Below are 14,454 nucleotides of genomic sequence, written 5' to 3'. Positions count from 1 at the left end.
GAGTCGACGACACCGCGCGCCGCGCCGCCGAGGAGCGCGAGCGCCTCGAGCGCGTCGCGTACGCGCAGGGCGTCCTCGACCTGTCGGCCGGGTCGGAGTCGTACGAGTTCGAGGACACGGAGAACGAGTTCCTCGCGGCCCACGACATCATCGACGCCGAGCGGATGGCGGAGCGCCAGGAGGAGGCCGACCACCGCAGTGCGGCAGAACGGGCCGCTGCCGACCGCACCTGGGCCTTCGGGCACGTCATCGTGGACGAGGCGCAGGAACTGTCCGCCATGGCATGGCGCCTGCTCATGCGGCGCTGCCCGACCCGTTCGATGACGCTGGTGGGCGACCCGGCCCAGACCGGCGACGAAGCCGGCTGCGGTTCCTGGCAGCAGATCCTGGCGCCCTACGTGGAGGACCGCTGGGAGCTGGTGCGCCTCGGCGTCAACTACCGTACGCCCGCCGAGATCATGGAACTGGCGGCGGCCGTGCTCCGAGCCCGCCACCCCGGCTTCGAGCCGCCGAGCTCGGTCCGTTCCACGGGGCGCCTGCCCTGGGTGAAGCGGACCGGCGACCTGGCCGCGGCGGTGGCCGACGCGGTACGGGAGGGCGCACCGGCCGAGGGCCGCCTCGCGGTGATCGCCCCGCGCGCGCTGCACGGGGAACTGGCGGCCGCGCTGCCGGGCGTAAGGGCGGGGGAGGAGCCCGACCTCACCCGCCCCGTGGTGCTGCTCGCACCGCGGCAGGCCAAGGGCCTGGAGTTCGACACGGTGATCGTCGTGGAGCCGGCCGACCACGAACCCAGCGACCTCTACGTGGCCCTGACGCGCGCGACCCAGACCCTGGGGGTGCTCCACACCGGCCGGCTCCCGCAGGGCCTGGCCGAGCAGCCGTAGCCGGGCCGGGGCCCACGGCCGGCAGCGGCGCGGTGTCCCGTACCGGAGGAACTCGCCCGGCCACCCGGGTGAGTTCGGGCGCGGAACCCTGCCGCCGCGGCCCCGGGCCCGCTACAACCGGGGCGTGATCGAGAAGATGACGGCGCGCGGCCTGTCCGCACTCGCCGCGACACTGACGGCCGTGCTGGCGGTGGCCCTGGCCCCCGACCCGGTGCGCGCGGCCGAAAGGGCGCCCCGCACCGGTTTCGAGGCCGCGGACGGAGCGCACTGGACCAGCGAGGCCCAGGAGCGGGAGCTGCTCCACGCGGTCGGCCGGCACGGCGAGCGCGCCACCGTCCGGACCATCGGCAAGACCGTGCGCGGCCGTCCGCTGCGACTGGTGAGCCTGGGCCGGGGCCCCGTCACCGTGCTGCTGGTGTGCAGCCAGCACGGAGACGAACCGGCCGGGCGCGAGGCGTGCCTGAGCACCGTGCGGGACCTCGCCCACGCCCGGGACACGGCGACCCGGCGCCTCCTGGAGGCCGTCACGCTGCTCGTGGTCCCGACCGCCAACCCGGACGGGCGGGCCGCCGGTACCCGCGCCAACGCCGGGGGCACCGACATCAACCGCGACCACATGGCCCTCACCTCGCCCGAGGCGCGGGCGCTGGCCGCGGTGCTGCGCGACCACCGGCCGCACCTCGTGTACGACCTGCACGAGTACCGGGCGACACCGGGGACGTACGACAAGGACCTCTTCGACCTCTGGCCGCGCAACCTCAACACCGACCCGGCGGTGTACGCGCAGTCCCGCGCCCTGTCCGCCGCGTACGTACGCGGTGCGGCCCACGCGGCCGGCCACTCCACCGGGACCTACGGCATCCGAACCGACCCCGTCACCGGCACCCCGGTCGGGCAGTCCGCGGGCGACGGCCAGGAGCGGATCCTGCGCAACACGGCGGGCGTCAAGCATGCGGTCGCGCTGCTGATCGAAAGCCGCATCGAGGCACTCGCGGGCGCTGCCGGGGACGCGGAGCGGTCCGATCCTGCCCTCAACCACCGCCGCCGGGTCGGCTCCCAACTGGCTTCTCTGCGCGGCCTGTTCGCCTATGTCTCCACGCGTACGGGCCCCCTGGCGGCGGCCTCGGACGGAGCCCGCCTGACAGTGGGGAGCGCGGTGGGCCCGGTCCTGCTGGGCGGAGCGGACAACGCCCCCGCGGCCGGGGACGAGATCCTCGCCCATCCGCCCTGCGGCTACCGGCTGACCCCGGCCCAGTACGCCGCGACCGGAAGCCGCCTCGACCTCCACGGCGTGCGGGCCGTACCCGCCGCCGACGGCGGCGCGTTCGTTCCGCTGGGCCGGCCCGTACGGGCCCTCGTGGTGCTCCTCCTCGACGGCCGGGCCCCGCACCGGATCGCAACGGGGCAGCCGGTAGAGACATGCTGACGCTCCATCACCCCGGGTGGAGGTGGCGGAACCGGTGCGCACCACGGCCGGCCAGGACGTCCCCCTGCGGCCGGCCGCAGGGGGAAGCGCGCTGGTCAGCCGGATGCCGTGAGCTATGTTGGGATCACGGAGTGGCACGAGAGGGAGGTCCGCCGGTGTCATCGGGGCAGCAGGCGCGCGCACAGGCGGCAGCGATCACGCCGGGCGGGCAGCCGGTCGACCACGAGCGGGCCCCGGCCGACCGGGTCCGGGCGCTGTTCGACGGGCACCCGCTCTCACCGGGCCAGCGCCGGATCGCCCAGTACCTCGTCGACCACCTCACCGAGGCGGCGTTCCTCTCGATCACCGAGCTCGCGGAACGAGCCGGCGTGAGCCAGCCCTCCGTGACCCGCTTCGCCTCGGCCCTCGGCTTCAGCGGCTATCCGGCCCTGCGCGACGTCCTCCAGCCGATCGCGCTCAGCGCGGTGGCCGGCGCCCCGGACAGCCCCGAGCAGACCCGGCGCAACGAACTGCAGGCCGCCGTCGACGCCGAGATCGAGAACCTGCGCACCGTCCGGCAGCTGCTCGCCGACACCGACCAGGTGCTCGACATCGGACGGGAACTGGCCCGGTCGGTGCCGCTGACGGTCCTCGGGCTGCGGATCTCCGTCTCGCTGGCGGAGTACTTCGCCTACGCGGCCCGCCGGATCCACCCCGACGTGCGCCTGGTGACCGGCGGCGGCAGCGTCGCCTCCGACGCGCTGCTGCAGGCCCGGGCGGCGGGCGGGAGCTGGGTCCTGGCCTTCGCGATGCCCCGGCACGCCAAGGAGACCCTGGCGGCGCTGCGGGTGGCCCGCGGCGCGGGGCTGCGGATCGCGCTGATCACGGACCGCACGCTGGGGCCGCTGGTGGACGAAGCCGATGTGGCGCTGACGGCCGGTACCGGTTCGCGACTGGTCTTCGACTCGTACTCGGCGCCGGGCGTCCTGTCCGCGGCGCTTCTCCAGGCGATGGCGGACGCGGACCCCGAGCGGACGCAGGCCCGGCTCGAGAGTTACGAGCAGGCCGCGGACCAGCACGGCTTCTTCCTCTAGACGACTTCTTCCTCTAGGGCGAACCGGGGTGAGGTGTCATATTCACACCACCCTCGCACATGAATATTTTCATACCCTTGCTTACTCAACGGTATATATGTTTACTGATGGCGGCGCGGTCATCCGTCGAGATGCCAGGGAAGGTGTCCCCACACCTTCTTAGAACCAGATACCGGCGTGACGTTTCTCCTCCTCACGTGACGCCAGGTGTCCCGTCCGGCTTTCGGATCCCGCAATGCCTCTGCGGCCTCGGCCAACCCCTGGGCCGAGGCCGCCCAGTACCTCTCCACCGGCGACCGGTGACCGGCGACCGGGGCCGTTCGTCCGCCACCGGCGTCGTTCGTCCGATCGGCCGGCTCTCGGCTCTGTCCGGCGGTGTGACGGGACAGGCGGGCGAGTGGGCTCCGACAACTGAGCGCGGGCTCCGAGTCCCCGCTCGTCCGGCCGGGCCGGACGGCCGGGGACCCGGCGCATCACCGGCGCGTCAGCCCGTGGCGACACCGACGAGCTGCTCCGCGATGGTGTCCGCGGAAGGGAACCTCAGGCCCAGGGTCCCGACGTGCTTCCAGTGCAGGGTGCCGTCCGGCGCGATGACGAAGACGGCCCGCCGTAGACCGATCACGGGAGCGGACACGCCGAAGGCGCGGGCCACCGTGCGGTCGGTGTCGGCGAGCAGCGGGATCCGCAGGCCGCGGTCCCGGGCGAAGGCCTCGTGGCTGTCGACGCCCTGCGGGCTGATGCCCCACACCTGGGCGCCGCACGCGGAGAGCGCCTCCAGCCCGTCGGAGTAGGAGCACAGCTGAGTCGTACAGACGGGGGTGTTGTCGCCGGGGTAGAAGGCGAGAACGACCGGGTTCCCGCGCTGCTCGCCGAGCGCGTACTGCCCGCGGACGAACACGTCCTCGCTGAGCAGGCCGCCGGGGAGCGAGAAATCGCCCACCACATCGCCCACGTCCGGGATTCGGGTCACGATGGCCGCACCTCTCTGTCGTAGAGGGGCGTACGGTACCCGGTCGCGCCCGCGGTGTCGCCGCCCGGAGACCGGGGCCGAGGCCAGGGCCGGCGGGGCTGGGCGGGACGGGCGCGACCGTGCGGCCTCAGCGGCGGTGCATCGTGTGCAGGGCTTCGAGGAGCACCTTGGGGTCGTGGCCGCCCTTGTAGACCGGCGGCGGCTGCCGGTCCAGGTGCAGCAGCCGGGCCACCGCGGTCCACGCGGTGCGCACCGAGTACTCGACGGTGAACACCACGTCGTCGGGGACCTCGGCGTACTGGCCGATGAAGGCCAGGTTGGTGGAGCCCTCCGGGACCACCTCGGGCCGGTCGCCGGCCTTGCGGACCAGGAACTGGCTGGTGATGTACGGCATCAGCGCCGGGACGACGATCGAGGACTCCAGGATCTGCTCGCTCTGCTCGAGGCGCAGGTGTCCGAGGACCTCGGTGAGGATCTCGCGGCCCGTGCACTCGGCCATCGTCTTGCCCACGTGGTCGCCGGGCTTGTCCGGGAACAGCGCGTACCCCCACCAGACGTAGGTGCCCTCGGGCTGCTCGTGGAAGTGCGGCTGGTGGTTCAGGACGATGGTCAGCAGCCAGCCGGAGTCCTTGAAGGTGATCAGACCGCCCTTGCCGGCCTCGCTGCCGGAGAACTCCTCCATGGCCTTGAAGAAGGTGGGGTCCTGGGTGGTGACGGTGAAGGAGCCCCAGGTGGAGTCCGAGACGGAGGAGTCGAACACCGAAGGGTCGCCCAGGTGGGGGCGCTTGGCCGCCAGGGTCTGCCACAGGCGCCACGAGTCGTCCGGCGCGGAGGTGTCCAGTACGGCGGGGGTGTCGGTGGATCCCAGGGTCGAGTTCGCGGTCATCGATCCGTTGGTGACGAACACCAGGTCCTCGGCGGCGACGGGGATCCGTACGGCCGAGCCCTCCCGCGTGCAGGCGAGGGCGGTGGCGGTGGTGCCCTCGCCGTCGGCCAGCTCCACGTCGGTCACGGTGGTGTTCATCGAGAACACGACGCCGTTGCTCCGCAGCCAGCTCTGGAGCGGGCGCACGATCGAGTCGTACTGGTTGAAGCGGGTGCGGTAGATGCCCGACATGGTGTCGAAGGTCTTGAAGAGGTGCACGAACCGGTTGAGGTAGCGCCGGAACTCGATCGCCGAGTGCCAGGGCTCGAAGGCGAAGGTCGTGCACCACATGTACCAGAAGTTGGTGGTGAAGAACTCGGGGGTGAAGCAGTCGGAGATCCGCTTGCCGTCGAGCCGTGACTCGGGGGAGGCCACGCACGCGACCAGGTCCAGGCGGTCGCGTTCGGAGAACCCCATCGAGCGGGTGTCGACCCGCAGTCCGGAGGAGTCGACCAGGCGGGCCTTGTCGTTCCAGGCGAAGTCCTCGTGGAAGGCGAAGGTGTCCTCGGTGACCGAGGTGCCCGGTGCGTCCAGCGAGGGGATGGAGCGCAGCAGGTCGTACGTGCACTCGAAGTGCAGCTCGAACATCCGGCCGCCGCGCATGGTGTAGCCGTTCTCGGGGTCTCCCGCGGCGTCGAGGCTTCCGCCGGTGCGGCCCTGAGCCTCCAGGATCGTGATGTCCGAGCCCGCGAAACCGCCCTCCCTGATCAGCAGCGCCGCCGCCGACAGGGAAGCGATGCCGGCACCCACCAGATAGGCCTTGGCCACGATGTGTCTCCTCGCCCCGGCCGCACGCACCCCGGTCGGCCGCACGGTCACCCGCCCAGCCGACCATCCCCCGGGCCCTGCCGCGACTCGGGTGCGCCGTTGGACGGGTACCGGGTGACCCGCGAAGACGAGGCTCGCGGTGAGCCGCACTCCGCTTGCAAGAGATTTGCGTACAGGGGACTGGTTTTTGCGTACCCGGCTGGTAGCTTGGTCGCGTGAGCACCCAGAGGCTAGCCCAGGTGGCCGAGATGGCCGGCGTCAGCACGACTACGGTGAGTCGCGTACTGAACGGCAACAGGGACGTGGCGCCCGCCACCCGTGAAGCGGTCCTGACGGCCGTCGACGTGTGCGGGTTCGAGCGCCCGGTGGAGTTCCGCAAGGAACGGGCCCAGCTGATCGGGCTGGTGGTGCCCGACCTCCAGAACCCCGTCTTCTCCGCGGCGGCGGAAGCCCTCGCCGGACTGCTCAACGGCCAGGGTCTGGTCCCCGTGCTGTGCACGCGCACGGCCGACGGGGTCTCGGAGTCCCACTACGTCGACATGCTGCTCGGGCAGAACGTCGGCGGCATCGTGTTCGTCGGCGCCAGCTACACGGACATAGGCGAGGCCCAGGGCCGCGAGCTGCGCCGCCGCGCGATCCCCGTAGTCCTGGTGAATCCGGCTGACGAGAACCCGGGCGTCGCGCAGGTCTCGGTGGACGACGCCGGGGCTGCGGAGCAGGCGCTGGCGCACCTGTCGGCGCTCGGCCACGAGCGGATCGGGATGATCGTGGGCCCCTCCGGACATGTCCCGTCGGTCCGTAAACTCGCTGGTTACGCCGCCTTCAACACCCGGCGCGGAGTCTCGGCCCGGGAGTGGCGGCCGCTCGTCGCCCACGCGCTCTTCACGATGGAGGGCGGCGCCACGGCGATCACCCAACTGCTCCCGCGAGGGGTGACGGCGGTGGTGTGCGCGAGCGACGCCCTCGCCCTCGGCGCCATCCGCGGTGCGCGCCGCCGGGGCGTGCGCGTGCCGGCCGAGCTGTCCGTCGTGGGCTTCGACGACTCGCTCTTCATGGTCGCCACCGACCCGCCGCTGACGACGTCCCGCCAGCCCGTCGCGGCCATGGCTTCGGCCGCGGTGCAGTTCCTGACCGAGCAGATCCGTACCGGGGTGGGCCTGTCCGCGGAGATCCTCTTCGACACCGAACTCATCGTCCGGTCGTCCACCGCGCGCCCGTCCCCGGGGCGCTGACGGGGGAGCAGGGGTACGGAGAGGGAGGGGGAGGGCCCGGCTGCAGCCGGGCCCTCTCCGCATGTCGGGGGGAGGACTCCGAGGTGACGGCCGGGCGTCACGTTCTGTCACATCCATGAATCTTGATGCTTAATGTCTTGCGTAACATTATTGACTTCTTGCGTTCACGGCTTCTACTGTCGCGCCATCGAAGCCCGACCCGCCCGGAAGGCCTGTTCGCATGGATGACATCACCAGACGTCGCGCCCTGTTCATCTCCACCGCCCTCGTGGCAAGCCTCGGAGTCGCCGCCTGCGGTGGCACGCCGACCCCGGCCGGGGACAAGGCCGGCGGCGTGGTGACGATCACGGTCAACGGCATGCCGGCCACCACGCAGGCTGCCGACCGCAAGGACTTCGAGGAGCTGGTCAAGCAGTTCGAAGCGGCGCATCCGAAGATCAAGATCGATGCCCGCGAAGGCCAGATGGACCCCAAGACCTTCGCGGCGAAGCTCGCCGGCGGCCAGCTCGAAGACGTCTACTACGTCTACTTCACCGACCCGGCGGGCCTCATCCAGCGCAAGCAGGGCGCCGACATCACCCCCTACCTGGCCGGCGTCCCGTACCTCTCCGACATACGTCCCGAGCTCCAAAAGGTCTTCCAGGACAAGCAGGGCAAGACGTACGGCCTGCCCACCGGCAACTACTCCATGGGCCTCGTCTACAACCGCGAGCTCTTCCGCAAGGCCGGCCTGGACCCCGACAACCCCCCGACCACCTGGGAAGAGGTCCGGGCCGCCGCGAAGAAGATCAGCGCGCTGGGCGAGGACACCGTGGGGTACGCCGACTACAGCAAGAACAACCAGGGCGGCTGGCACCTGACGTCCTGGCTGTACTCCATGGGCGGCGATGTGGCCACCGAGGAGAACGGCAAGTGGAAGGCCGCCTTCGACAGCGATGCGGGCCGCAAGGCGCTCCAGACCCTGCACGACATGCGCTGGACGGACCAGAGCATGGGCACCCGTCAACTCCTGGAGATCGGCGACGTCCAGAAGATGATGGGCTCCGGCAAGCTCGGTATGTACATGGCCGGACCCGACAACATCCCCACCATCGTCAAGCAGTTCGAGCGCAAGTACGAGGAGTTCGGCCTGGCGGCCCTCCCCGGCACGGCCACCCTCGGCGGCGGCGACGGCTTCATGTTCAATCCCAAGGCCACGCCCGAGAAGATCAAGGCCGGTCTGCAGTGGGTCCAGTGGAAGTACCTCAACCCGGACCGGGAGGAGGAGAACGTCACCAAGTTCTCCGGCCTCGGCGTCCCGATCGGCCTTCCCCAGCCGAACCTCTTCGGCGGCGCCGCCCAGAAGAAGATCGACGCCATCCACGTCGAGCACGCCAATGTGCCACAGGAGAACTACAAGCCGTTCGTCGACCGCAGCCCCCAGGTCGAGGTCAAGGTCGAGCCGCCGAACGCCCAGCAGCTGTACACCGTCCTGGACGGTGTCATGCAGTCCGTCCTGACCAAGGAGGACGCGGACATCGACACCCTGCTGAAGGACGCCGCCGCCCGCGCCGACTCCATCCTCGCCACGGTGAAGTGACATGTCCGCCCTCCCCACCTCCGAGGCCCCCACCCCCGGGGCTCCGGCCGCCGCGGCCCCGGCCCGGCGCACCCGGAACCTCCGCCACCTGCGGCCCGGGAGCCTCCGGAACCCCGGCCGCCCCCGGCGGCCCGGGGCCGCGGGCGGAAACCCGGCCACGGGACGCGGCCGCCGGCTGCGGGAGAACCTCGTCGCCTACCTCTTCCTCTCCGCCGGGCTGATCTGCTTCGCGCTGTTCGCCTGGTACCCGATCGTCCGCGGCGTCCTCCTCGGCTTCCAGCAGGTGACCTTCGCCCAGCCGGCCGAGTGGGTCGGCCTGGACAACTTCCGCCGTCTCTTCGACGATCCGCTCTTCGCCACCGCCTGGCGCAACACCGGCTACTTCACGCTCCTGGCACTCGTCTTCGGCTTCGCCGCCCCGTTCGTCACGGCCGTCGTCCTGAACGAGCTCCGGCGCGGCCAGTCGTACCTGCGGCTCACCGTCTACCTCCCGGTGATGCTCCCGCCCATCGTCACCATGCTGCTGTGGCGCTGGTTCTACGATCCGGGCCCGGGCCTCTTCAACAACGTGCTCGGCGTCCTGCACCTGCCCGCCCAGCAGTGGCTGGAGTCGGAACACCTCGCGATGATCTCCCTGGTCCTCGTCTCCACCTGGGCCAACATGGGCACCACGACGCTCATCTACCTGGCAGCCCTCAGCGGCATCCCCGGGGAGCTCTACGAAGCAGCCGAACTCGACGGGGCCTCCATCCGCCGGCGCCTGTGGCACGTCACGATCCCCCAGGTCAGGTTCATCCTCCTGATCACCCTGCTGCTCCAGGTCATCGGCACCATGCAGGTGTTCGTAGAACCGTTCGTCCTCACCGGCGGCGGCCCCAACGAGGCCACCGTCACCATCCTGCTGCTGCTCTACCGCTACGCCTTCGTCTACAACGACTTCGGCCTGGCCAGCGCCATGAGCACCCTGCTCTTCGTGGTCCTGGGCCTCTTCGCCGGCCTCTACCTCCGGCTGACCCGGACCAAGGACTGAAAGGAGGGCCGCATGGCCGCCACCGAACCCCGCTCCCGCACACTCATCGCGCCCGCCGAACTGACCCGGCCCGTCGGCCGGTTCCTGCACCGCTTCGTCCTGGGCGCGACCCTGACCGGCTTCAGCCTGGCCTTCGTCTTCCCGCTCTACTGGATGACCACCGGCGCCCTCAAGTCCTCCGCGGAGCTGGCCCAGCCGCATCCCACGCTGCTCCCGAGCAGCTGGCACCCGGAGAGCTACACGGAGGCCTGGACGAACACGGGCCTCGCCGGCTACTTCTTCAACACCTTCCTGCTCGCCTTCGGAGCGCTGCTCTTCCAACTCGTCATCGACGTCTCCGCCGCGTACGCGCTGTCCAAGCTCCGCCCGGTCCTGGGCAACGCCGTCCTCGCGATGATGCTGGCCACCTTGATGCTGCCGGTGTCCGCCCTGCTCGTACCCACGTACCTCACGGTCGTGGACGTCCCCCTCGTCCACGTGAACCTGATCAACACGCCGTTCGCGATCTGGCTGCCCGCCGCGGCGAACGCCTTCAACGTCTTCATCCTCAAACGGTTCTTCGACCAGATCCCCGCCGAACTGCTCGACGCGGCCCGGATCGACGGCGCGGGCACGGTACGGATCCTCGTCTCGGTGGTCCTCCCGCTGTCCCGTCCGGTGCTGGCCGTCGTGTCGATCTTCGCCGTGGTCGGAGTCTGGAAGGACTTCCTCTGGCCGATGCTCGTCCTGCCGGACGAGCGCAAGCAGCCGGTCACCGTCGCCCTGAACCGCCTCGCGGAGTTCATGCCGGCCAACCAGCTCCTCGCCGGCATGGTCATGGCGAGCATTCCGCTGCTGGTCCTCTTCCTCGTCTTCCAGCGGCACATCATCTCCGGCCTCACCGCCGGAAGCCTCAAGGGCTGACCCCCCTTCCTCCCTTCCTCCTTCTCCCCCTGCCGACCCGGGACCCATCCCCACCCCGGGCCCGTCACCCCTGCTCGACAACGCCCCCGCCCGACACCGTCCCCGCCTGACACCGCCGCAGCGACGGACCGCCGCGGCGGCCCCCACCGCGCCCTCCCGCCCCCCTCTCGGGTACGGGGCGCGCCTCCCGAAAGGACACGACGCCGTGTCTTCTTCTTCGTCCTCACCCTCCGCGTCTCCCCGAGGAACCCGCACCAGAGCCGCACGGCTCATCTCCCCGCTCCTCCTCACCGCCCTGACCACCACCTGCCTCACCGGCACCTTCGCCGCCACCTCGTACGCCGTCGCCGCCACCCTGGAAGCGGAGTCGGCGGCCCTCGCGGGCGGCGCCCGCACCGAGTCGGAGCATTCCGGTTACACGGGTACCGGCTACGTCGGCGGCTTCACGGACGGGAACAAGGGGGCGGCCTCGACCTCCTTCGTGGTGCAGTCCGCCGCGGCCGGTACGGGTTCGGTGGCGATCCGGTACGCGAACGGCACGGGCGCCGCCCAGACCCTGAGCCTGTACGCAAATGGCGTCAAGGTCCGTCAGGTGTCGCTCCCGGCCACCGCGAACTGGGACACCTGGGCCACCCGCCAGGAACCGGTCCCGCTGGCGAAGGGCGCCAACACGCTCGCGCTGACCTTCACCACCGCCGACTCCGGCAACGTGAACCTCGACAGCCTCACCCCCACCAGCCCGACGACCACGCCCACCGACCCGCCGCCCGGCTCCCTCAGCCACCAGGCCGAGGCCGCCTTCGCCTCGGGCGGTCCCGCCTCCGCCTCCGCCGTCACCGGCTTCAGCGGAGCCGGCTACCTGACGGGCTTCACCGCCACCGGTGCCCGAGCCGTCTTCTCCGTCTCCGCGCCCACCGCCGCCACCCGGCAGGTGGCCGTGCGCTACCGCACCCCCGGGGCCAACGCCGCGACCATCACCCTGACCGCGAACGGCGTCCCCGTCCGCCGCCTCACCCTCCCCGCCACTTCGGGAGCCTGGGCCGGCTTCACCACCGACGCGCCCCTGCGCGCCCAGCTCAACACCCTCACCCTGCGCACCGAGACCGGGGACAACGGCGACCTCCAGCTCGACGGCATCGAGGTCACCGGCTCCACACCGAACGCAGCCCGCGGCGCGACCCTCCCGTACACCGTCCACGAGGCCGAGGCCGGCGCGACCAACGCCTCCGTCACCGGGCCGGACCGCACCTACAAGACCCTCGCCTCCGAGGCGTCGGGACGCCGGGCCGTCGTACTCGACCAGACGGGGGAGTACGTCCAGTTCACCCTGGCCAAGGCCGCCAACGCCCTGACCGTGCGCTACTCGATCCCGGACAACGCCGCCGGCACGGGCAACAACGCCACCCTGAGCCTCTACGCCAACGGCGCCCACTCCAAGGACCTCGCCCTCACCTCCAAGTACAGCTGGGTCTACGGCGCCTACCCCTACGGCAACGACCCCGCGCAGGGCGAGGCGCACCGCTTCTTCGACGAGACCCGCACCCTCACCGGTGACTTCCCCGCCGGCACCGTGCTGAAGTTCCAGAAGGACGCGGGGGACACCGCCTCCTCCTACGCCATCGACCTGGTCGAGACCGAGACCGCCCCGGCGGCCGCCACCATGCCCGCCACCGGTTTCGTCTCCGCCGCCACCCTCGGCGTCACCGCGAACGACGCCGGCGACGACACCGCCGCCCTCAACACCGCACTGTCCACGGCCACCGGCCAGGGCAAGGGCCTGTGGCTGCCGGCCGGTACCTACGACATCTCCGGATCCGTCAACCTCACCGGAGCCGTCCTGCGCGGAGCCGGCGAATGGCACACCACCCTGCGCGGCAAGAACGGCAAGGGCGGCCTCTTCGGGCGCGGCGGCACAAGCACCGTGCAGGACCTGGCGATCACCGGTGAGTCCGACCACCGCGACGACGCCAACAGCGATGCCGCCGTGGAAGGGGACTTCGGCTCCGGCTCCACCCTGCAGAACCTCTGGATCCAGCACAGCAAGGTCGGTCTGTGGATCGACGCACCGACCCGGGGCCTGCTCGCCACCGGCCTGCGCATCCGGGACACGTACGCGGACGGGGTCAACCTGCACAAGGGCACCACGGGCAGCGAGGTCTCCCAGAGCAGCATCCGCAACACCGGTGACGACGCCCTCGCGATGTGGTCGGAGGCCCAGGCCGTCACCGACTGCGTGCTCCGCTTCAACACGGTCCAGCTCCCGCTGCTCGCCAACGGAGCCGCGATCTACGGCGGCAGCGGCAACCGGATCGAGGACAACCTGGTCGCCGACACCGTGACCGGCGCCGCCGGAATCGCCGTCAGCACCCGCTTCGGCATCCCCTTCAGCGGACCGGCGACCGTCCAGCGCAACACCATCGACCGGGCCGGAGGCTACGAGCCCAACTGGGCGAGCAAGCTCGGCGCCCTGTGGGTCTACGCCGACACCTCCGAGATCACCACCCCGGTGATCCTCCAGGACAACGACATCCTGGACAGCACCTACAGCGGCCTGCTCGTCTCCTGGCAGAAGAACGTCGGGAACCTGACCGTGAAGAACACCAGGATCGCCAAGGCCGGCGGCTACGGCATCGAGATCAACGCGGCCGGATCGGGCATCTTCAGCGGGGTCACGGTCACCGACGCCGCCACCGGCGGTCTGAGCCTCGCCGGCGGATTCGCCGTCAGCCGCGGAGCCGGCAACTCGGGCTGGTAGCAACACCGACCGACCCTTCTGCCCTTCCGCCCCTCCGCCCCTGGAACCCGGGGCCCGGTCACCCCCAGACACCCCGCCCGACCGGGCCCCGTACCCGGGCATCCCTCTCCACCCGAGCCGCGGCGCACCCGTGTGCCCGCCCCGCGGGCCCGCCCGCACCACCCCGCCGTACCTACCGCACCAGGAGACCCCGTGTCCCAGAGCACCCCCCGCCCCGCCGCCTCCCCCTGGTGGCGGCACGCAGCGATCTACCAGATCTACATACGCAGCTTCGCCGACGGGAACGGCGACGGCATCGGCGACATCGCCGGAGTGCGCGAGCGGCTGCCCTACCTGCGCCAACTGGGCGTCGACGCGCTCTGGTTCAACCCCTGGTACGTCTCGCCGATGGCCGACGCCGGCTACGACGTGGCCGACTACCGCGACATCGACCCCCTCTTCGGCACGCTGGCCGAAGCGGAGGAGCTCATCACCGAGGCCCACGGCCACAACCTCCGGGTCGTCGTCGACCTCGTCCCCAACCACTGCTCCGACCAGCACCCCTGGTTCCTCCGGGCCCTCGCCGCCGGCCCCGGATCCCCCGAACGCGAGCGCTTCTGGTTCCTCCCCGGGCGCGGCGCGCAGGGCGAACTGCCGCCCAACGACTGGAACTCGTACTTCGGCGGCCCCGCCTGGACCCGGATCACCGAGGCCGACGGCACCCAGGGCCCCTGGTACCTCCACATGTTCGCCCCCGAGCAGCCCGACCTGAACTGGGAACACCCGGACGTCGGCGCCGAGTTCGAAGACGTCCTGCGGTTCTGGCTCGACCGGGGCGTGGACGGCTTCCGCATCGACGTCGCGCACGGACTCGCCAAGAAGCCCGGCCTCCCCGACGTCGGCGAGAACCCCGACCCCACCGACCTGCCC

General features: G+C 71.2%; 11 protein-coding genes. 9 read left to right on the top strand and 2 right to left on the bottom strand.

Annotation, left to right across the window (positions count from 1 at the left end; all coding sequences use genetic code 11):
- From ACFWBW_RS38740 to ACFWBW_RS38730, 3 genes are all read left to right on the top strand, one after another.
- On the top strand, positions 1-884 hold an 884-nt coding region (locus ACFWBW_RS38740; RefSeq protein ID WP_385383560.1), incomplete at its 5' end, for an ATP-binding domain-containing protein.
- Between the two features lie 136 nt (positions 885-1,020).
- Positions 1,021-2,310 carry a M14 family metallocarboxypeptidase gene (locus ACFWBW_RS38735; protein ID WP_385383571.1) on the top strand — a complete coding sequence of 430 codons (1,290 nt, stop codon included), beginning with the start codon at positions 1,021-1,023 and terminating at the stop codon, positions 2,308-2,310.
- A 155-nt stretch (positions 2,311-2,465) separates the two neighbouring features.
- The gene (locus ACFWBW_RS38730) at positions 2,466-3,383 is read left to right on the top strand and encodes a MurR/RpiR family transcriptional regulator (protein ID WP_385383557.1); all 918 of its coding nucleotides are present in this window, start codon (positions 2,466-2,468) and stop codon (positions 3,381-3,383) included.
- Between the two features lie 484 nt (positions 3,384-3,867).
- On the opposite strand, the gene ACFWBW_RS38725 is transcribed toward ACFWBW_RS38730, so the two are convergent.
- Together ACFWBW_RS38725 and ACFWBW_RS38720 are read right to left on the bottom strand one after the other, a co-directional pair.
- A complete protein-coding gene (locus ACFWBW_RS38725) occupies positions 3,868-4,353 on the bottom strand; it encodes a peroxiredoxin (protein ID WP_385383555.1) in 486 nt (161 codons plus the stop codon).
- A gap of 127 nt (positions 4,354-4,480) precedes the next feature.
- On the bottom strand, positions 4,481-6,046 hold the full coding sequence (locus ACFWBW_RS38720; protein WP_385383552.1) for an oleate hydratase: 1,566 nt from the start codon (positions 6,044-6,046) through the stop codon (positions 4,481-4,483).
- 215 nt (positions 6,047-6,261) lie between these two features.
- Between ACFWBW_RS38720 and ACFWBW_RS38715 the strand changes: the two genes are divergently transcribed.
- The 6 genes from ACFWBW_RS38715 to ACFWBW_RS38690 all read left to right on the top strand — a co-directional run.
- Complete coding sequence (locus tag ACFWBW_RS38715; protein ID WP_385383549.1) at positions 6,262-7,278, top strand: LacI family DNA-binding transcriptional regulator; 1,017 nt, start codon at positions 6,262-6,264, stop codon at positions 7,276-7,278.
- A 220-nt stretch (positions 7,279-7,498) separates the two neighbouring features.
- Positions 7,499-8,857, top strand: a complete 1,359-nt coding sequence (locus ACFWBW_RS38710; protein WP_385383546.1) for an ABC transporter substrate-binding protein — start codon at positions 7,499-7,501, stop codon at positions 8,855-8,857.
- Position 8,858: 1 nt separating this feature from the next.
- Positions 8,859-9,887 carry a carbohydrate ABC transporter permease gene (locus tag ACFWBW_RS38705; RefSeq protein WP_385383542.1) on the top strand — a complete coding sequence of 343 codons (1,029 nt, stop codon included), beginning with the start codon at positions 8,859-8,861 and terminating at the stop codon, positions 9,885-9,887.
- Positions 9,888-9,899: 12 nt separating this feature from the next.
- Entirely contained in the window at positions 9,900-10,790 is an 891-nt protein-coding gene (locus tag ACFWBW_RS38700; protein WP_385383539.1) for a carbohydrate ABC transporter permease, read from the top strand.
- A gap of 205 nt (positions 10,791-10,995) precedes the next feature.
- Positions 10,996-13,545 (top strand): right-handed parallel beta-helix repeat-containing protein, encoded by a 2,550-nt coding sequence (locus ACFWBW_RS38695; RefSeq protein ID WP_385383537.1) that lies wholly within the window; start codon positions 10,996-10,998, stop codon positions 13,543-13,545.
- Between the two features lie 192 nt (positions 13,546-13,737).
- The coding region (locus ACFWBW_RS38690) for an alpha-amylase family glycosyl hydrolase (protein ID WP_385383534.1) at positions 13,738-14,454 on the top strand (717 nt) is incomplete at its 3' end.

Source organism: Streptomyces sp. NPDC059957 (assembly GCF_042730015.1).
GTDB lineage: Bacteria > Actinomycetota > Actinomycetes > Streptomycetales > Streptomycetaceae > Streptomyces.
The sequence above is the reverse complement of the archived record's forward strand: the minus strand, read 5'-3'. Positions and strand labels throughout refer to the sequence as shown.

Bases quoted from the DNA above. Each gene is read 5' to 3' on its own strand.
- ACFWBW_RS38735 (WP_385383571.1), top strand. From the start codon at position 1,021: ATGACGGCGCGCGGCCTGTCCGCACTCGCCGCGACACTGACGGCCGTG.
- ACFWBW_RS38710 (WP_385383546.1), top strand. From the start codon at position 7,499: ATGGATGACATCACCAGACGTCGCGCCCTGTTCATCTCCACCGCCCTC.
- ACFWBW_RS38705 (WP_385383542.1), top strand. From the start codon at position 8,859: ATGTCCGCCCTCCCCACCTCCGAGGCCCCCACCCCCGGGGCTCCGGCC.
- ACFWBW_RS38700 (WP_385383539.1), top strand. From the start codon at position 9,900: ATGGCCGCCACCGAACCCCGCTCCCGCACACTCATCGCGCCCGCCGAA.